The following is a 20,039-nucleotide window of genomic DNA, read 5'->3' as shown; positions in this document are numbered from 1 at the left end:
CTGCGGTACCCTGACGCCATGCGTGCCGTACGCCTTCTGCTTAGCGAGCCGCGCTGATCAGTCCCGACCCCGGTCGAAGTCCGGTGGCCGGAATCGGCGCGGCGTCCCCTCCTGTGCGAGGGGATTTTTCATTTCCCGGCAATCGCAGCCGCTGGTCATGAATGTCGCAGCCGCTGGCAGAGACGATCGATGGAGCTTTGAGGATCATGAGCGAGACGAACCCCGCGGCGACCGCCCCTGTGTCGGCGGACGCCGCGCCGCACCGCTACACGGCTGCCATGGCCGCCGAGATCGAGGCACGCTGGCAGGACTTCTGGGACGCCGAGGGGACGTACGCCGCGCCGAACCCCAAGGGTGACCTGGCGGGCGACCCGGAGCTGGTCGCCAAGCCCAAGAAGTTCATCATGGACATGTTCCCCTACCCGTCCGGCGCGGGCCTGCACGTCGGCCACCCCCTGGGCTACATCGCCACCGACGTCTTCGCCCGCTTCCAGCGGATGACCGGCCACAACGTCCTGCACACCCTGGGCTTCGACGCCTTCGGCCTGCCCGCCGAGCAGTACGCCGTGCAGACCGGCACGCACCCGCGCGTGTCCACCGAAGCCAACATGAAGAACATGCAGAGCCAGCTGCGGCGGCTGGGCCTGGGCCACGACAAGCGCCGGTCGTTCGCCACGATCGACCCCGAGTACTACAAGTGGACCCAGTGGATCTTCCTGCAGATCTTCAACTCCTGGTACGACGACGAGGCGAGGAAGGCCCGCCCGATCGCCGAGCTGGTCGCGCAGTTCGCCTCCGGTGAGCGGGCGGTCCCGGGCCACCCCGGGCGCGCGTGGAGCACCCTGAGCGAGGCCGAGCGCGCCGACGTCCTGGGCGGGTTCCGGCTGGCCTACGCCTCCGACGCGCCGGTCAACTGGTGCCCCGGGCTGGGCACCGTGCTGGCCAACGAGGAGGTCACCGCCGACGGCCGCTCCGAGCGCGGCAACTTCCCCGTCTTCAAGTCCAAGCTGCGCCAGTGGAACATGCGCATCACGGCCTACGCCGACCGGCTGCTGGACGACCTGGACCAGCTGGACTGGCCCGAGGCCATCAAGCTGCAGCAGCGCAATTGGATCGGCCGCTCCGAGGGCGCCCGCGTCGACTTCCCCGTCGACGGCGAGCGCATCACCGTCTTCACCACCCGCCCCGACACGCTGTTCGGCGCGACCTACATGGTGCTGGCGCCCGAGCACCCGCTGGTCGAGAAGTTCACCCCGGCCGCCTGGCCCAAGGGCACGCACGACGTGTGGACCGGCGGCCACGCCACGCCGACCGAGGCCGTCGCCGCGTACCGCGCGCAGGCCGCGTCCAAGTCCGACGTCGAGCGGCAGGCCGAGGCCAAGGACAAGACCGGCGTCTTCATTGGCGCGTACGCCACCAACCCGGTCAACGGCGAGCAGGTCCCGGTCTTCATCGCCGACTACGTGCTGATGGGCTACGGCACCGGCGCGATCATGGCCGTCCCGGCGGGCGACCAGCGCGACTTCGAGTTCGCCCGCGCCTTCGAGCTGCCGATCCGCTGCATCGTCGAGCCGACCGACGGCCGCGGCACCGACACCTCGACGTGGGAGGACGCCTTCTCCTCCTACGACGCGAAGATCATGAACTCGTCCAGCACCGACTCCTCGGGCAACGGGGTCTGTCTGGACGGCCTGTCCGTCGTCGAGGCCAAGGAGCGCATCACCGAGTGGCTGGAGCGCACCGGCGCCGGTGAGGGCACCGTCAACTTCCGCCTGCGCGACTGGCTGTTCAGCCGCCAGCGCTACTGGGGCGAGCCCTTCCCGATCGTCTACGACGAGGACGGCATCGCCCACGCGCTGCCCGAGTCGATGCTGCCGCTGGAGCTGCCCGAGGTCGAGGACTACTCCCCGCGCACCTTCGACCCGGACGACGCCGACACCAAGCCCGAGACCCCGCTGTCCCGCAACGAGGACTGGGTCAACGTCACCCTGGACCTGGGCGACGGGCCGAAGAAGTACCGCCGCGAGACCAACACGATGCCCAACTGGGCCGGTTCCTGCTGGTACGAGCTGCGTTACCTGGACCCGCACAACAGCGAGCAGCTGGTCGACCCCGAGATCGAGCAGTACTGGATGGGCCCGCGCGAGGGCCTGCCGCACGGCGGCGTCGACCTGTACGTCGGCGGCGCCGAGCACGCCGTGCTGCACCTGCTGTACGCCCGCTTCTGGTCCAAGGTCCTGTTCGACCTGGGGCACGTCTCCTCGGCCGAGCCGTTCCACAAGCTGTTCAACCAGGGCATGATCCAGGCCTACGTCTACCGGGACAGCCGCGGCATCGCCGTGCCGGCCGCCGAGGTGGAGGAGCGCGACGGCGCCTGGTTCTACCAGGGCGAGAAGGTCTCCCGGCTGCTGGGCAAGATGGGCAAGTCCCTGAAGAACGCCGTCACCCCCGACGAGATCTGCGCCGAGTACGGCGCCGACACGCTGCGCCTGTACGAGATGGCGATGGGCCCGCTGGACGTGTCCCGGCCGTGGGACACCCGCGCGGTGGTCGGCCAGTTCCGGCTGCTGCAGCGGCTGTGGCGCAACGTGGTCGACGAGGACACCGGCGAGCTGTCCGTGGCCGACGTCGCGGAGAGCGACATCGACGCCGACACCCTGCGCGCCCTGCACAAGGCCGTCGACGGCGTGCGGCAGGACCTGGAGGGCATGCGGTTCAACACCGCCATCGCCAAGGTCACCGAGCTGAACAACCACCTGACCAAGGCCGGAGGCCCGGTCCCGCGGTCGGTCGCCGAGCGCCTGGTGCTGCTGGTCGCGCCGCTGGCCCCGCACGTCGCCGAGGAGCTGTGGCGCAAGCTGGGGCACACCGATTCGGTGGTGCACCAGGACTTCCCGGTGGCCGACCCGGCGTACGTGGTCGACGAGACGGTGACCTGCGTCGTCCAGATCAAGGGCAAGGTCAAGGCGCGGCTGGAGGTCGCCCCCTCCATCTCCGACGACGACCTGGAGAAGGCCGCGCTGGCCGACGAGAAGGTCGTGGCCGCGCTGGGCGGAGCCGGGATCCGCAAGGTGATCGTGCGGGCGCCGAAGCTGGTGAACATCGTGCCCGCGTAAGCGGTGACCGGGGCGCCCCGGGCGCCCCCTACGGGATGGGTACGGGCAGGTTCGGGGTTCTCGCGGAACCCTGGGCCTGCCCGTTGCGTTTACCGTGGAAGAGCGGCGCGACCCGCGCCGTGGACCGCCGGTGCGCGGGCCGGACGTCCGAAGGAGGAGCCTCGTGGAAGCAGCGCTCACAGTGTTCGCCCTGCTCTTCCTGCTTGCCGTGGTGCTGGGCGTCTACGCCACGGTGAAGGCCGTCGGCGCCGCCAAGCGCAGCGTGGACCGCGGCATCACCCAGGCCCGCCGCACCGTCGAGGACCACACCCTGCGGGCCAAGTCCCTCGTCCAGGTGGGTCCGGCGGGCGAGCTGGCGCAGCTGCGGCTGAAGCTGCGCACCTCCATGCGGGCCACCCAGGACGCGCTGCACGCGCGCGTGGCCGAGGACGAGTCCCTCAAGGAGTCCCTCGCCCTCTTCGAGCGGCTCAGCGCGCACGGTTTCGAGCTGGACGGCGAGCTGCGGCGGCTGGAGTCCGAGCCGGACCGCGCCACCCTCGCCGAGCGCCTGCCCGGGCTGCGTGAGCGCACCGAGCGCGTCATCCGGTCGGCGGACGCCCTGCGCTGGGCGGCCCGCGACCGCGCCCGCCGCTTCGCGGACGACGACCTGGACTCGCTGAGCGCGCAGATCGACGTGGAGGCCGGTGCGCTGCGGCACTGGACGGAGACGGAGCCCGGAGCGGGGCTGGGGGCGGAGCCGGCCGCCGCGCCGCCGTCCTGGCCCGAGGCCCCGTCCGCCGGGGCCCCGTCCACCCGGCAGACCTGGCCGGATCCGCCCGCTCAGGGCCCGGCGGAGGAGGACGCCACGCGTCCCGCCATCACCCCGCCGGCCGCGAGCCCCGTGTACCCCTGGCAGAAGAAGGCCCGCCCGGAGAGCACGACCTGACTTGACCTGCCCCTCGCTGCCCTGCCGAACGGGTCCAGCCCTGTGAACGCCCGGCCGTCGGGGCCGGACTGCCGTACGGGCACTACGCCAGGTAACCTCCAGCTCATGTCCCGCCATGTCGCTATCGTCACGGATTCAACGGCCTACCTTCCGGCCCGGACGATGGAGCGGCACGGCATCACCGCGGTACCCCTGACCGTCGTCCTGGGCGACCGGGCGCTGGAGGAGGGCACCGAGATCTCGACCCGGTCCCTGGCCCAGGCGCTGCAGAAACGGCGGCCGGTCACCACTTCGCGCCCCGGCCCCGAGGTCTTCGCCGAGGCCTACCGCAGGATCGCCGAGTCCGGGGCGGACGGCATCGTCTCCCTCCACCTGTCCGCCGAACTCTCCGGCACCCACGACGCGGCCGTCGTCGCGGCGCGGGAGGCCGCCGTCCCGGTCAGGGTCGTGGACACCGGGATGATCGCGATGGCCCTCGGATTCTGCGCGCTCGCCGCCGCGGAGACGGCGGAGGCGGGCGGCACGGTCGACGAGGCGGTCACGGCCGCGGAGAAGCGCGCCGCGGACACCTCCGCCTACTTCTACGTCGACACCCTCGACTATCTGCGCCGCGGCGGCCGGATCGGGGCGGCCCAGGCGCTGTTCGGCTCCGCGCTCGCCGTGAAGCCGCTGCTGCAGCTGGAGGGCGGCCGCATCGAACCCCTGGAGAAGGTCCGGACGGCGTCCAAGGCCATCGCCCGGCTGGAGGAGATCGCCGCCGACCGGGCGGGCAGCGCGCCCGTCGACATCGCCGTCCACCATCTCGCCGCCCCCGAGCGGGCGTCGGCCTTGGCGGACCGCCTGCGGGACCGGGTGCCCGGGCTGGCCGACCTGCACGTGAGCGAGGTCGGTGCGGTGATCGGCGCGCACACGGGGCCGGGGCTGCTGGGGGTCGTGGTCTCGTCGCGGTGAGGGCGGGCCGGGTAGCCCGTGAGGGGGTCGGAGTTATCCACAACCCGGGGGTAGTCCCCGGGGATTGACCATGATCATCGCGAGGGTGTCGAGATGCCCGATCCTCGTCGCATGGCTCTTCGATCACGCTCACGCACCACGTCCGCGACCAGCGGCCCGGGCCGCGCCCCGGCCTCCGACGGACGCCTCGCGCACCGCCGCGCACCCGGCTCCCGTGCCCACGCCCGCCCGCGCTCCCACGCCCGGCAGGGGCGCCGGCACCCGCCCCCGGAGGAGCTGCGGCGGAGGGCGGAGGCGCTGTTCGCCGAGCGCGCCGAGGGAATCGGCGGCCGGGCCGGACACGAGGGGGCGCGGGGGGAGGCGGGCAAGGGACCGCCGTTGCCCGGTCCTGAGGCTCCCGGCGACGCGGACACCGGTGACTCCGGCGGCACCGCACCGACCTGGCGGGAGCGGAGCGGCCAGGCGCTGCGGGAGCGGATGCCGGTGTGGCTGCAGACGCGATGCGGCCTGGAGCGGCGCAGCGTCGCCGCGCTCTCGGTGCTGCTCGTCCTGGCGGCGGTCTTCGCGGTGCAGCACTTCTGGTCCGGCCGCACCCAGCCGGTGGCGGCGCCCGAGGTGGTGCGGGAGGCGGCGGCGTACGGAGCCGGGGAACCGGAGCCGACGGCCACGGGCCGCGCGACGACGGGCGAGCCCCGGTCCGAGGCCGCGGCCACCAGCACGGCGGGACCCGAGATCGTGGTGGACGTCGGGGGCAAGGTCCGCGAACCCGGCATCCACAGCCTCCCGGCCGGTTCACGTGTCGCGGACGCCCTGCGCGCCGCCGGAGGGGTGCGGCCCGGCACGAAGACCGACGGGCTGAACCGGGCCCGCTTCCTGGTGGACGGCGAACAGGTGATCGTCGGGGCGCCCGCGCCCGCGCCCGCACCGGGACCTGGTCCCGCCCCGGGTGGGTCGACGGGGGCGGCGGGGGCGGGGCCCGCGGCACCGGTCTCCCTCAACACGGCGACCACCGACCAGCTCGACACCCTCCCGGGCGTCGGCCCGGTCCTCGCCCAGCACATCATCGACTACCGCACCCAGCACGGCGGCTTCCGCTCGGTGGACGAACTGCGCGAGGTCAACGGCATCGGCGAGCGCCGCTTCGCGGACCTGCGGGACCTCGTGCGGCCATGAACACGGACGTGACGGGAGCGAACCGGCCGGACGTGACGGGAGCGAACCGGCCGGACGTGACGGTAGCGAACCGGCCGGAGCGGCCGAACCGGTCAGAGGAACTCGACGGACCAGACGGGCTCGACGAGCCGGACGGGCTGGGCGGGGGCGGCGGGCTCGGCGGGCCGGAGGACCGTGGCGCGGGGCCCTCGCGGTCCGCCGTGCACGCCGCCTCCGGACACCGGCTGGGCGCGTCCCACCCCCGGCAGGAGGGCCCCGCGGACCTGCGTCTGGTCCCGCCCGCCCTGGCGGCCTGGGCGACGGCGGCGCTGGTGCTGGACGTGCCGGCCGGCTGGGCGGTGGGCGTGGTGACGAGCGCTTTGCTCCTGGCGGGGGCACTGCTGCTGGGGCCGACGCGCGGACGGACCCACGCGCCGGTGGCCGCCGCTGTGCTCCTCTGCGTCGCCGCGTCCGCCACCTCGGCCGCGCTGTACGGCGCGGACTCGCGCCGGGGACCCGTGCCGGAGCTGGCGCGGCGGTACGCCACGGTCACCGCGGAGGTGGAGGTCACGGCCGATCCCCGCCTCACCCGGCCGCGGGTCCGGGGCAACCGTGCCGTGCCGCCCACGGTGCTGATCGAGGCCGACGTGCGGCGGCTGAGCGAGTCGGGCGGGACGGCGGTGACGACCCGAACGCCGGTGCTCGTCCTCGTCGACGTCGGTGAGGAGGGCAGGCAGTCCCTGGCACGGGCCGCACCCTCCCGCTGGCTGAAGCTCCTGCCGACCGCGAGGTTCCGCGTCACCGCCCGGCTGTCACCCCCACGGGAGGGCGGTGACCGGATCGCCGCGGTGCTGCGCGTTCGGGCGGGGCGACAGCCTCCGGAGTCGCTGGCGGAGCCTACGGCGGCGCAACGGCTGGCGGGACGGCTGCGGGACGGACTGCGCGAGGCGACCGATGACCTGTCGGCGGACGCGCGGGCGCTGCTGCCCGGCCTGGTGGTGGGGGACACCTCGCGCGTCACGCCCGAGCTGGAGGAGGCGTTCAAGGAGACCGACCTGACACACACGCTGGCCGTTTCGGGCGCCAACTTCACGATCGTGCTCGCGCTGCTCCTCGGCCCGCCGGGTCTGGCCCAGCGCAGTGAGCGCCGGGGACTGGCGCCCCGCCTCGGCCTGCACCTGCGGACGACCGCGCTGCTCGGCGGGCTGCTCGCGCTCGCCTTCGTCGTCGTGTGCAGACCCGACCCGAGCGTGCTGCGGGCGGCGGCCTTCGGTTCCGTCGCCCTGCTCGCCCTCGCCACCGGCCGCCGCAGATCACTGCTCCCGGCCCTGGCGACGACGGTCCTGCTCCTGGTGCTCTACGACCCCTGGCTGGCCCGCAGTTACGGCTTCCTGCTCTCCGTGCTGGCCACAGGGGCGCTGCTCACGATCGCCCCACGGTGGAGCGCGGCGTTGCGCAGGCGCCGGGTACCGCCCCGGCTCGCGGAGGCGCTGGCCGCCGCGGCTGCCGCGCAGGCCCTGTGCGCGCCGGTCGTCGTCGTGCTGTCGCAGCGGGTGAGTCTGGTGGGGGTGCCGTGCAACCTGTTGGCGGAGTTCGCGGTGGCCCCGGCCACGGTGCTCGGCTTCGCGGCGCTGGCGACGGCGCCCGCGGCGATGCCGCTGGCCAAGAGCCTGGCATGGTGCGGGGGCTGGCCGGCCGGGTGGATCGCGGGGATCGCCCGCGCCGGGGCCGCGCTGCCCGGCGCGGGAGTGGACTGGCCGGGCGGCTGGGCCGGGGCGGCGCTGCTCGCCCTGGTCACGGTGGCGGTGCTGCTCGCCGGCCGACGCCTGTTGCGGCACCCGTGGTGGTGCGGGGCCTGCGCCCTGCTGCTGCTCCTTGTCGTGACGCAGCCGCCCCCGCTGGCGCGGGTGATCAAGGGGTGGCCCCCGCCGGGCTGGCGGATGGTGATGTGCGACGTGGGCCAGGGCGACGCGCTGGTGCTCGCGGCGGGAGAGGGGACGGCCGTGGTCGTGGACGCGGGTCCCGATCCCACCCTGGTCGACCACTGCCTACGGACCCTCGGCATCACCCGCGTGCCCCTCGTCCTGCTGACCCATCTGCACGCCGACCACGTGGCCGGGCTGCCCGGGGTGCTGCGGGGCCGCTCGGTGGGCGCGATCGAGACAACCGCCCTCCAAGAACCGGCCGACCAGGCTGAGTTCGTCCACCGGCAGGCAGCGACCCGGCACATCCCTCTGCGGCACGCCGCCGCCGGAGAACGGCGACGCTCCGGCCCGCTGTCCTGGCAGGTGGTGTGGCCCCCGGCGAGCCCGCCGGCCACCACCGCACCGGGCACCGAAGGCGGCCCCAACGACGCCAGCGTCACCCTCCTGGTCCGGACGGCCGGCATACGCCTGCTCCTCCTCGGCGACCTGGAGCCCCCGGCCCAGCGGGAGCTGGCCCGCTCCCCGGCGGCGGCACGGCTGGAGGGCGTCGACGTGGTGAAGGTGGCCCACCACGGCTCCGCCCACCAGGACTTCGCCTTCCTGCGGAAGGTCGCCCCGCGTCTCGCGCTCATCAGTTGCGGCGAGGACAACACCTACGGGCACCCGGCACCCGGCACCGTCGCGGCACTGCGCGCCCAGGGGGCGACGGTGCTGCGCACGGACCGGGACGGGGCGGTGGCGGTCGCCGGTACGGGGAGGGAGTTGCGGGTGGCGGGGGAGTGAGGACGGGTGGCGGGGGAGTGAGGACGGGTGGCGGGGGGAGTGGGGATGGGAGGCGGGGAGTGAGGACGGGAGGCGGTGTCACGGCCACGAGCACGTCGTCGGCGTCGGCCGTGCCGGTACCCAGGGTGCGGCAGGGGACCCCGTACTGGCCGGATCGTGAGTGGTTCCCGTCCCCGCTGTGCCCTGGGAGGCGTAGCACGGGCGGGCACCGGGAACTTCCAGACCAGCGCGGAAGACGCCACCGTGTCGTGCAGCCGACGCCTCCGCCCACGGTCGGTCGGTCACCCCACACCGAAGGAGAGACCATGCCCCGAACCCCCAGGCCGGGTCACCCCGTTGTGCACCGGCGCGGCGAGGACGATCCGACGCACACCGCCCACCGGCCCGGCCGGTCGTGGCAGGAGTGTGCCTGATGGCCACCCCCATGACCGCGGGCAGCTTCCTCAAGGCGCTGAGGGCGGAGGGGCTCACCGTCGTCGAGGTCGGCGACTGGCGGAACCACAACCGCAACCACAAGGGCGCCTGGGGCCCCGTCAACGGCGTGATGATCCACCACACCGTGACCCGGGGCAGCGCCGCCACCGTCGAGATCTGCCGCAAGGGCTACGCGGGCCTGCCCGGCCCCCTGTGCCACGGCGTCATCACCAAGGACGGCCGCGTGCACCTGGTCGGCTACGGCCGCGCCAACCACGCCGGCCTGGGCGACGACGACGTCCTGCGCGCAGTGATCGCGGAGCAGGCCCTGCCCCGGGACAACGAGGCGAACACCGACGGCAACCGGCACTTCTACGGCTTCGAGTGCGAGAACCTCGGCGACGGCGACGACCCATGGCCCGCAGCCCAACTGGACGCGATCGAGCGGGCCGCCGCGGCCCTGTGCCGCCACCACGGCTGGAACGAGCGCTCGGTGATCGGGCACCTGGAGTGGCAGCCCGGAAAGATCGACCCGCGCGGGTTCACGATGGCGTCGATGCGCGCCCGGGTCGAAGAACGCCTCACCCACCCCGCCGGCTGGACACCCGGCGACTCCGAGGAGGAAGACATGCCGCGAGCGATCAGCCGGTCCGACAGCGACGATCAGCGGATCACGCCCCGGCAGTGGACGACGCTCAGCGTGGACGGCGTGGACCTGCTGACCGGCGCGTCCCACTACCAGGCCACGGCCTACCTCCAGGCCGTCGTGCCACCCGGCTCCACGCTCCAGGGCCGCTTCTACCACCTTCGCCGGGACGGAAGCCGATGGACCGGCCCGACCGTCGAACGGGTGGGCACCGACGGCAGCAGCTTCCCGGACTTCGGGAACAGCGGCTCGATCGTCGCGGACGAACGACTGCGCTTCGAGTTCATCTACTACCCGCCCGACTCCGGCGACCAGGCCCCGATCTCGGTCACGGGGGCGAAGGTCCGCGGCCTGTACTGGGGGCGATGACGAGGCGGAGAACACGCCCGGTGCGCCGATATCGGCCCACACGGGACGACACGTGGCCACACGGGGCCACTCCTGACCACTCCCGGCACATGCGACGGTTTCCCGTGATGTGGTCCCGTGTTGCCTCGAAAGCCACATCGGTGATCGAATGTTTTTCCGTCAACTAGTTTTCGATGTCGTGCAGAGGGTGTCGCAAATGATCGGCCGCTTGCTGGGAAGCCGAACGAAGCGGATGCAAGGGACCGGTCCCCTGGCGGCGGTGCGCACCCCGCCGAACGCCGGAGTGCTGAGCTGCCGCGTCCTCGACCCCGTCAACGACCCGGTGCCGGGTGCGGAGTTCACGGTCAGCGACGCCATGGGGCGCAGGGTGGTCGGCGGCGGTACGGACCCCTTCGGATCGTTCGTGGCGACGGTGCCCGCGGGGGAGTACCGGCTCGCCGTGTCCGCCGAGGGGTACACCCCCTACCGCGCCTCCGCCACGGTCGTCGAGGACGCGCTGGCCTCGCTCGGCGACGTGACGCTTCAGGTGGCCCAGCCGCCGGAGCTGCCCGCGCCGGGTGACTGGGAGATCGAGCCGGCGCACTCCTCGATCGCCTTCACCGCGCGGCACATCGGGCTGGCCCGGATCCACGGCCGGTTCAACTCCTTCGCGGGCGCGGTGCGGATCGCCGACGACATGCAGCACTCCGCGATGCACGTCGTGATCGACGCGGCGTCCATCGACACCAACGTGAAGATGCGCGACGACCACCTGCGCTCGGCCGACTTCCTGGACGTGGAGCGGTTTCCGACCCTGGAGTTCTACAGCGACCGCTTCACGCACCGCGGCGGCAACCGGTGGGCCGTCACCGGGGCGCTGTCCCTGCACGGCGTGACGCGCACGGTCACGCTGGAGACCGAGTACCTCGGACTCGGCAACGGCATGGAGGGCGAGACGCGGGCGGCCTGCCGCGCCACCACCGAGCTGCACCGCGACGACTTCACGGTGAGCTGGCAGACGATGCTGGCCCGCGGCATCGCCGTGGTCGGCCCCAGCATCCGCATCGACCTCGACGTGCAGACCGTGCCCAAGGGCTGACCGTGCCCCGGGACCGACCGTGCCCGGGGCTGACCGACAATGGCACCGTGAGCGACGTGAGACATGTGCTGGTGCTGCCCGACCGCGACGCCGCGGAGGAGGCCGCCCGGGAGCTGGGGGAGCGGTTCGGGATCGACGAGGAACCGCGGATCCTGAGGGACGCCCTGGCCGGCGAGGACGACGCCGAGGACGCCCAGTGGCTCGTCGTGCTGCGCGACGAACGGGAAGCGCTGGACCCCGGTGAGCTGGACGCGTTCGCCGGGGAGTGGGAGGGCTGGCGCGAGGAGCCGTAGCCCGCGTCCGGCAGCGCCCGTCCGGTAGCCGCGCGCGTCCGGCAGTCCCGTCCGGCGTTGTCAGTGGTGCGTGCGATGCTTGTCGCGATGGCCAGGAAGACTGCGAACGACGACCCTCTCGCCCCGGTGACCCTTGCCGTGGGCCAGGAGGACCTCCTGCTCGACCGTGCCGTGCAGGAGGTGGTGGCCGCCGTCAAGGCCACCGACGCCGACACGGACGTACGCGACCTCACCCCCGAGCAGCTGCAGCCCGGCACCCTCGCCGAGCTGACCAGCCCCTCGCTCTTCGCCGAGCGCAAAGTCGTGGTCGTACGCAATGCGCAGGACCTGTCCGCCGACACGGTCAAGGACGTCAAGGCCTACCTCGGCGCCCCCGCCGAGGAGATCACCCTCGTCCTGCTGCACGCGGGCGGCGCCAAGGGCAAGGGCGTGCTCGACGCGGCCCGCAAGGCGGGGGCGCGCGAGGTGGCCTGTCCGAAGATGACGAAGCCCGCCGACCGGCTGGCCTTCGTGCGCGCGGAGTTCCGGACGGCCGGGCGCTCGGCCACCCCGGAGGCCTGCCAGGCCCTCGTCGACGCGATCGGCAGCGACCTGCGGGAGCTGGCCTCGGCGGTGTCCCAGCTGACCGCCGACATCGAGGGGACCATCGACGAAGCGGTCGTCGGGCGGTACTACACCGGACGGGCGGAGGCCTCCAGCTTCACGGTCGCCGACCGGGCGGTCGAGGGACGTGCGGCAGAAGCCTTGGAGGCACTGCGCTGGTCGCTGGCGACCGGAGTGGCACCGGTGCTGATCACCAGCGCGCTGGCGCAGGGCGTACGGGCCATCGGCAAGCTGTCCTCCGCCCGCGGCGGACGCCCCGCCGACCTCGCCCGCGAGCTGGGGATGCCGCCCTGGAAGATCGACCGGGTCCGGCAGCAGATGCGCGGCTGGACCCCGGACGGCGTCTCCGTGGCGCTGCGCGCGGTGGCCGAGGCGGACGCGGGGGTGAAGGGCGCCGGGGACGACCCCGAGTACGCCCTGGAGAAGGCCGTGGTGACCATCGCGCGGGCGGCGCGTTCACGAGGACGGTCGTAAGCTCCACCGGCCTGTAAATCCACCGGCCTGTAAACCCACCGGCCGGTAGGCCCACCGGGCTCGGCCCCGCATCCGGAACACCGCACCCCGGGACACACCGAAGGCCCCGGCGTCCGTCCTGGGGAAGGACGGGCGCCGGGGCCTTCGGATCAAGCTCGCGGATCCATGCCCGCGTGGCGAACGCAGGCCGCGCATGGATCCTGGGTGCCGGACGGGAGCGGATGAGAGAGGGCCCGCTCTGGGTCCTTCCGGCGATCAGACCAGATAAGGGGTTCAGCCCTTGAGGGCGCCGACCTTCTGCGCCAGCGCCGACTTCTTGTTGGCGGCCTGGTTCTTGTGGATGACGCCCTTGGAGACGGCCTTGTCGAGCTGGCGCGAAGCGACGCGCTGGTACTCGGTGGCCTTCTCGACGTCACCCGCGGCAGCGGCCTCACGGGCCTTGCGGATCGCGGTCTTCAGAGAGGACTTGACGGCCTTGTTGCGCAGCCGGGCCTTCTCGTTGGTCTTGTTCCGCTTGATCTGGGACTTGATGTTCGCCACGAATGAGCCTTTGCAGGTTCAGGCACGAGGCCGCGAGGGTCCCGTGCCGGTGATTTCTTGAAGGAGTGCCTCGTGCTGAGAGGGCAAGAGACACAGCCACCCACACTAGCAGCGGGTCGTCGAGGGTCCCAAACCCATACCGGCTCCCCACCCGTGGGACCATGGAGGCTACGTATCGATCCGACCCGAGACCCGAGACCGCAGACACTGCGGACGCCTCAAGAATCAGGACCCTGCGTGCCCGCGATCCCCAGCCATGTGCCCGAGCCGAGCCGTACCGACCCGGCGCTGATCCGCAACTTCTGCATCATCGCGCACATCGACCACGGCAAGTCCACGCTCGCCGACCGGATGCTCCAGCTGACCGGTGTGGTCGAGCAGCGGCAGATGCGCGCCCAGTACCTCGACCGCATGGACATCGAGCGCGAGCGCGGCATCACGATCAAGTCCCAGGCGGTGCGGTTGCCGTGGGCCCCGTCCCACGACAAGGGCGCCACGCACATCCTCAACATGATCGACACCCCGGGGCACGTCGACTTCACCTACGAGGTGTCGCGGTCGCTGGCCGCGTGCGAGGGCACCATCCTCCTCGTCGACGCCGCCCAGGGCATCGAGGCCCAGACCCTCGCCAACCTGTACCTGGCGATGGAGAACGACCTCACGATCATCCCCGTGCTGAACAAGATCGACCTGCCGGCCGCGCAGCCCGAGAAGTTCGCCGAGGAGCTGGCCAACCTGGTCGGCTGCGACCCCGACGACGTGCTCAAGGTCTCCGCCAAGACCGGCCTCGGCGTCGACGTGCTGCTCGACAAGGTCGTCGCCGAGGTCCCGGCCCCGGTCGGTGTCGAGGACGCCCCCGCCCGCGCGATGATCTTCGACTCCGTCTACGACTCCTACCGCGGTGTCGTGACGTACGTCCGTGTCATCGACGGCCAGCTCAACAAGCGCGAGCGGATCCGGATGATGTCCACCGGCGCCACCCACGAGCTGCTGGAGATCGGCACCAACTCGCCGGAGATGCTCTCCGCCGACGGTCTCGGTGTCGGCGAGGTGGGCTACCTGATCACCGGCGTGAAGGACGTCCGCCAGTCCAAGGTCGGTGACACGGTCACCAGCCAGCACAAGGGTGCCGAGGAGGCGCTCGGCGGCTACAAGGACCCCAGGCCCATGGTCTTCTCCGGCCTGTATCCGCTGGACGGCTCCGACTACCCCCTGCTGCGCGAGGCGCTGGACAAGCTCCAGCTCAACGACGCCGCCCTGGTCTACGAACCGGAGACCTCCGCCGCCCTCGGCTTCGGCTTCCGCGTCGGCTTCCTCGGCCTGCTCCACCTCGACGTGATCCGCGAGCGGCTGGAGCGCGAGTTCAACCTCGACCTGATCGCCACCGCCCCCAACGTGGTCTACCGCGTGATCATGGAGGACGGCACCGAGCACACGGTCACCAACCCGAGCGAGTTCCCCGAAGGCAAGATCGACGAGGTCTACGAGCCGGTCGTGCGCGCCACGATCCTCGCGCCGACCGAGTTCATCGGCTCGATCATGGAGCTGTGCCAGACCCGGCGCGGCACCCTGCTCGGCATGGACTACCTCTCCGAGGACCGGGTGGAGATCCGCTACACCCTCCCGCTCGCGGAGATCGTCTTCGACTTCTTCGACCAGCTGAAGTCGAAGACGCGCGGCTACGCCTCGCTGGACTACGAGCCCACCGGCGAGCAGACCTCCAGCCTGGTCAAGGTCGACATCCTGCTGCACGGCGACAAGGTGGACGCCTTCTCCGCGATCACCCACAAGGACGCGGCCTACGCGTACGGCGTGCGGCTCGTCGCCAAGCTGCGCGAGCTGATCCCGCGGCAGGCCTTCGAGGTGCCCATCCAGGCCGCCATCGGCTCCCGGGTCATCGCCCGCGAGACCATCCGCGCCATCCGCAAGGACGTCCTCGCCAAGTGCTACGGCGGTGACATCTCCCGCAAGCGGAAGCTGCTGGAGAAGCAGAAGGAAGGCAAGAAGCGGATGAAGATGGTGGGTTCCGTGGAGGTTCCGCAGGAGGCCTTCATCGCGGTCCTGTCCAGCGATGACAGCGCGGGGTCGGGCAAGGGCAAGAAGTAACCGCCACGCCGCACGCCAAGTCCGGGCGAAACGGACACCGAGGGGCCCGTCGTACGAAAGTGCGGCGGGTCCCTTCGCATGTCACGGGCGCGCATCTGTAGGAAGTGACAGGGCGCGGACTCTTACGCGGGGGCCGGTCGCCCTTTACCCTGATGCCTGCCCCGTAGTTACTCGTGAGTTAAACAAGTGATCGGACAACGGTCCGCGTCACCGCCTCAGCACCGTTGAACACCGCCCGAGAGTGAACCAGCCGCACCTGAGCCAGCCGCAACGAGCCAGCCGCACCGTCGCGGGCCCGGAGGACGTCGTGAGCGACACACAGACACTGATCGAGAACCGTCCGCCCTCCGTGGCGGGACTCTTCCTGGAGCGGGTGGCCGCCACGCCGGACGCCGAGGCGTACCGCTACCCGGTGCCGTCGGCCGCGGGCGAGGGCCCCGACGACTGGAAGTCGCTGACCTGGGCGCAGGCCGCCGAGCGGGTCTACGCGATCGCGGCCGGCCTGATCGAGCTGGGCGTGCTGCCGGAGCAGCGCGTGGCCCTGGCCTCCGCCACCCGCCTGGAGTGGATCCTCGCCGACCTCGGCATCATGTGCGCGGGCGCGGCGACCACCACCGTCTACCCGCAGACCAACGCCGAGGAATCGGCGTACATCCTCTCCGACTCCGAGAGCCGGGTGCTGATCGCGGAGGACGCCGCGCAGCTCGCCAAGGCCAAGGAGAAGAAGGCGGAGCTGCCCGACCTCACCCACGTGGTCGTGGTCGACGCGACCGGCGCGGACACCTCCGAGGACTGGGTCCTCACCCTCGACGAGCTGGAGCGCCGGGGCGCGGCCCGCCTGGAGCAGGACCCCCAGCTGATCAAGGAGCGGGTCGGCGCGCTCACCAAGGACCAGCTCGCCACCCTCATCTACACCTCCGGCACCACCGGCCGCCCCAAGGGCGTCCGGCTCCCGCACGACTGCTGGTCGTACATGGCCAAGGCGATCGCCGCGACCGGCCTGGTCACCAAGGACGACGTCCAGTACCTGTGGCTGCCGCTCGCGCACGTCTTCGGCAAGGTGCTGACCTCCGGGCAGATCGAGGCCGGTCACGTCACCGCCGTCGACGGCCGGGTCGACAAGATCATCGAGAACCTGCCGGTCGTCCAGCCCACCTACATGGCAGCCGTCCCGCGCATCTTCGAGAAGGTCTACAACGGCGTCGCCGCCAAGGCCCGCGCGGGCGGCGGGGCCAAGTACAAGATCTTCCAGTGGGCCGCCGGGATCGCCCGCGAGTACGCCAAGGTCACCCAGGACAACTTCAAGCGCACCGGCACCGCCAGCGCCCCCGCGGGGCTGCGCACCAAGCACGCCGTCGCCGACAAGCTCGTCTACGCCAAGATCCGCGAGGCGTTCGGTGGCAACCTGCGGGCCTGCGTGTCCGGATCGGCCGCCCTCGCGCCGGAGATCGGTTACTTCTTCGCCGGGGCCGGCATCCACATCCTGGAGGGCTACGGCCTCACCGAGTCCTCCGCCGCCTCCTTCGTCAACCCCGGCGAGGCCTACCGCACCGGCACGGTCGGCAAGCCGCTGCCCGGCACCGAGGTGCGCATCGCGGAGGACGGCGAGATCCTGCTGCGCGGCCCGGGCATCATGGAGGGCTACCACAAGCTGCCCGAGAAGACCGCCGAGGTGCTGGAGGCCGACGGCTGGTTCCACACCGGCGACATCGGCGAACTGTCGCCCGACGGCTACCTGCGCATCACCGACCGCAAGAAGGACCTCATCAAGACGTCCGGCGGCAAGTACATCGCGCCGGCCGAGGTCGAGGGCCAGTTCAAGGCGGTCTGCCCCTACGTCTCCAACATCCTGGTGCACGGCGCCGACCGGAACTTCTGCACCGCGCTCATCGCCCTCGACGAGATCGCGATCACCGAGTGGGCCAAGGAGAACGGCCTGGAGGGCAAGCCGTACGCCGAGATCGTCGCGGCGCCCGTGACCGTCGAGATGGTCGACGGCTACGTCCAGCAGCTCAACGAGGGCCTCCAGCGCTGGCAGACCATCAAGAAGTTCCGCCTGCTGCCCCGCGACCTGGACGTCGAGCACGGCGAGATCACCCCGAGCCTGAAGCTGAAGCGGCCGGTGGTGGAGCGGGAGTACAAGCACCTGATCGAGGAGATGTACGAGGGCTCGCGCGAGGCGTAGGGCCCGAGGCGGCGCTCTCCGTGCCGCTGATGTTCGAAGACGGCCGGTTTCCGTTCGGCTTCCGGCCGTCTTCGAACGTTCGCCTAGCACGGTTCTCACCCATCGCGGCCCACTTCGGTAACTCCGTGCTTATGGGCGGGGCCGGTCTGTCACTCTGTCGGCATCGACTGCGAGGAACTCGCACGAACTGCCCGGGGAGACGTCCATGGGGGCCATTCCGACGCAGCGGGAGACCGCCTACCGCGCCGGCGCGGAGCCTGCGCACACCGCCCAGGCGCCCGTCCGGGAAAGCGCGCGGGCGCGTGTGAGCCTGCTCGGCAGCTCCCTGGCGCCGGGCGCCGCCCGCGCGATGGCGCGAGCCGCGCTCGCCGACTGGTCCGCGCTCTGCCTGCCCGGCACGGAACGGCTGACGGAGCACCTCGCCGCGGACGCCCTGGTCGTCGTCAGCGAACTGGTCACCAACGCCGTGGTGCACGCCGGTACCGACGTCGACGTGGTCCTGCGGATGGAGGAGACGGGCGCGCTCGTCGTCGAGGCCACGGACCAGCACCCGTCCCGCGCGCCGAGGAGCACCGACCCCGAGCCGCCGCACGATTGCGCGGAGTACGGGCGCGGCCTGCGACTGGTCGCCGCGCTCGCGGAGGCGTGGGGCATCACGTACCGCCCGGGCGTCAAGACGGTGTGGGCGCGGTTGTCGGCCCCGGGCACGGACACCACCGGACCGACCGAGGCGTACGCCGACGCCGTGGCAGGTGAGGCCGGTGCGTCCCGCGAAGACATGCGGACCGGTCGGGGCGACCGGACGGGTCACATGCCCCAGGGCGGTCAGGGCGGCCAATGCGGCCAGGGCGCCGGTCAGGACGGCTCGCGGACCTCGGACGCCGCGGACGCGGGCGGCCCCGGACGGCCGGAGGACCCGGCCCCGGGTCCGGACCGTCGGCCGGTCGCCGCCGGGCGTGGAGTCGGCCCGGACGCGGACCGGAGTGCCCACCACGACGTGCACGTGAACCGTGGCGGTGGGGAATCCCCCGGCCGGTCGGGGCAACCGCGGTGGCCCGACGCGTGGGACGGCGCGGACGGCACCGCCCGGCGCGGCGTCCGGGACCGCGAGTGGCTGGGACGCGGTGCGCTGTCCTTCCTCGCCGAGGCCTCCGACCTCCTGGCCGGGCAGCTCGACGAGGACCTGGTCGCCTCCCTCACCGGCCAGCTGATCGTGCCCCGGCTCGCCGACTGGTGCGGGGTGTGGCTGGAGGACGAGTCCCTGGGCCGGGGCGCCTGGACCGACGACACCGGGGCGTCCGTGGGCGCCCGGCTGGCCCGCGTGTGGCACGCGGGCGAGGGGCACCTGGACGAGCTGCGCGCCGCCCTGGAGAAGGACCCGCCCCGCCCGCGCGACCCGTGGCGCTCCGGCCCCGTCGGCCACCCCTGGCCCGGCGACGCGCTCGGCCCGGACGGCACGCACGGCACCGCGCTCGCCTACCGCCTGGTCGCCGGAGGCAGGCCACTGGGCACCCTGGTCATCGGCCGGGCCGACAGCCCGGACGCTCCCGGCGCGCGCGGCTTCCCCGACGAGATCACCGGTCTGGTCGAGGATCTCAGCCGCCGGGTGGCGCTCGCCATCGGCGCCGCCCGCCAGTACGCCCGGCAGGCCACCATCAGCGCCGTACTCCAGCGCGGGCTGCTGCCCGGCGCCGTCGCGGAGATCCCGGGCGTGCGCAGCGCCCTCGTCTACGAACCGCGCGACAAGGGCGGCCCCAGCGGCGACTTCTACGACCTCTTCCCGGCCGGTGACGGCCGCTGGTGCTTCGCCGTCGGCGACGTCCAGGGCAAGGGTCCCGAGGCCGCCGTCGTCATCGGGCTCGCCCGGCCCTGGCTGCGCCTGCTGGCCCGCGAGCAGTACGGCGTCCCCGACGTCCTCGACCGCCTCAACCAGCTCCTCCTCGACGACGCCACCGAGGCCGCGGACGCCGCCGCCCGCGCGCTGGTCGCCGCGGGCGGCCCACCGGTTGCCCCGGGCGACGGACCGCAGACCCGCTTCCTCTCCCTGCTCTACGGCGAACTGGTCCCCTTCGACGGCGGGGTCCGCTGCACCCTCGCGTCCGCCGGACACCCGCTGCCGCTGCTCCTCGGGCCCGACGGCACGGTGTCCGCCGTCGCGTGCCCGCAGACCCTGCTCGGCGTCGTCGAGGACGCGACGTACGTCAGCGAGACCTTCGAGCTGCGCTCCGGCGACACCCTGCTGTGCGTCACGGACGGGGTCACGGAGCGGCGCAGCGGCTCCCGCCAGTTCGACGACGGCGACGGGCTCGCCACGGCGCTGGCCGGGTGCACGGGCCTGGACGCCGAGCTGGTCGCCGAGCGCATCAGACGGCTGGTGCACGAGTTCGGCCCTCGGCCCCCGGAGGACGACCTCGCGCTGCTGGTGCTCCAGGCCGAGTAGGCCGAGTAGCGCCCGGTGGCCGGGCGACCGGGCAACCGC

12 protein-coding genes and 1 pseudogene are annotated in these 20,039 nt (G+C 72.6%); 12 read left to right on the top strand and 1 reads right to left on the bottom strand.

Annotated features, from left to right (window positions below):
- Window positions 1-206: 206 nt before the first annotated feature.
- The 9 genes and pseudogenes from leuS to holA all read left to right on the top strand — a co-directional run bounded on the left by leuS (window position 207) and on the right by holA (window position 12,729).
- Window positions 207-3,116 carry a leucine--tRNA ligase gene (gene leuS, locus ACGH52_RS13335; protein ID WP_399939312.1) on the top strand — a complete coding sequence of 970 codons (2,910 nt, stop codon included), beginning with the start codon at window positions 207-209 and terminating at the stop codon, window positions 3,114-3,116.
- 163 nt (window positions 3,117-3,279) lie between these two features.
- A complete protein-coding gene (locus ACGH52_RS13330) occupies window positions 3,280-4,041 on the top strand; it encodes a hypothetical protein (protein ID WP_399939310.1) in 762 nt (253 codons plus the stop codon).
- A 105-nt stretch (window positions 4,042-4,146) separates the two neighbouring features.
- Complete coding sequence (locus tag ACGH52_RS13325; RefSeq protein ID WP_399939307.1) at window positions 4,147-4,992, top strand: DegV family protein; 846 nt, start codon at window positions 4,147-4,149, stop codon at window positions 4,990-4,992.
- Between the two features lie 111 nt (window positions 4,993-5,103).
- Entirely contained in the window at window positions 5,104-6,165 is a 1,062-nt protein-coding gene (locus ACGH52_RS13320) for a helix-hairpin-helix domain-containing protein (RefSeq protein ID WP_399939304.1), read from the top strand.
- A 200-nt stretch (window positions 6,166-6,365) separates the two neighbouring features.
- Complete coding sequence (locus ACGH52_RS13315; RefSeq protein WP_399946735.1) at window positions 6,366-8,852, top strand: ComEC/Rec2 family competence protein; 2,487 nt, start codon at window positions 6,366-6,368, stop codon at window positions 8,850-8,852.
- A gap of 424 nt (window positions 8,853-9,276) precedes the next feature.
- Window positions 9,277-9,849: pseudogene (locus ACGH52_RS13310) on the top strand (N-acetylmuramoyl-L-alanine amidase); the annotation flags it as partial.
- 628 nt (window positions 9,850-10,477) lie between these two features.
- A complete protein-coding gene (locus tag ACGH52_RS13305) occupies window positions 10,478-11,359 on the top strand; it encodes a YceI family protein (RefSeq protein WP_399939301.1) in 882 nt (293 codons plus the stop codon).
- A 47-nt stretch (window positions 11,360-11,406) separates the two neighbouring features.
- Window positions 11,407-11,652 (top strand): hypothetical protein, encoded by a 246-nt coding sequence (locus ACGH52_RS13300; RefSeq protein ID WP_121701375.1) that lies wholly within the window; start codon window positions 11,407-11,409, stop codon window positions 11,650-11,652.
- Between the two features lie 87 nt (window positions 11,653-11,739).
- Entirely contained in the window at window positions 11,740-12,729 is a 990-nt protein-coding gene (gene holA / locus ACGH52_RS13295; protein WP_399939297.1) for a DNA polymerase III subunit delta, read from the top strand.
- A gap of 273 nt (window positions 12,730-13,002) precedes the next feature.
- Here holA and rpsT read toward each other — a convergent pair whose 3' ends face one another.
- A complete protein-coding gene (gene rpsT / locus ACGH52_RS13290; protein ID WP_030180898.1) occupies window positions 13,003-13,269 on the bottom strand; it encodes a 30S ribosomal protein S20 in 267 nt (88 codons plus the stop codon).
- Between the two features lie 237 nt (window positions 13,270-13,506).
- Between rpsT and lepA the strand changes: the two genes are divergently transcribed.
- The 3 genes from lepA to ACGH52_RS13275 all read left to right on the top strand — a co-directional run bounded on the left by lepA (window position 13,507) and on the right by ACGH52_RS13275 (window position 20,000).
- Window positions 13,507-15,375 carry a translation elongation factor 4 gene (gene lepA / locus ACGH52_RS13285; RefSeq protein ID WP_121701372.1) on the top strand — a complete coding sequence of 623 codons (1,869 nt, stop codon included), beginning with the start codon at window positions 13,507-13,509 and terminating at the stop codon, window positions 15,373-15,375.
- Window positions 15,376-15,682: 307 nt separating this feature from the next.
- On the top strand, window positions 15,683-17,560 hold the full coding sequence (locus tag ACGH52_RS13280; RefSeq protein ID WP_399939294.1) for an AMP-dependent synthetase/ligase: 1,878 nt from the start codon (window positions 15,683-15,685) through the stop codon (window positions 17,558-17,560).
- A 205-nt stretch (window positions 17,561-17,765) separates the two neighbouring features.
- The gene (locus tag ACGH52_RS13275; RefSeq protein ID WP_399939291.1) at window positions 17,766-20,000 is read left to right on the top strand and encodes a SpoIIE family protein phosphatase; all 2,235 of its coding nucleotides are present in this window, start codon (window positions 17,766-17,768) and stop codon (window positions 19,998-20,000) included.
- The last annotated feature ends 39 nt before the right edge of the window (window positions 20,001-20,039 follow it).

Origin of the sequence: Streptomyces sp. BBFR25 (assembly GCF_044590125.1) — a bacterium.
In the GTDB taxonomy this organism is placed as follows: domain Bacteria; phylum Actinomycetota; class Actinomycetes; order Streptomycetales; family Streptomycetaceae; genus Streptomyces; species Streptomyces canus_D.
The sequence above is the reverse complement of the archived record's forward strand: the minus strand, read 5'-3'. Positions and strand labels throughout refer to the sequence as shown.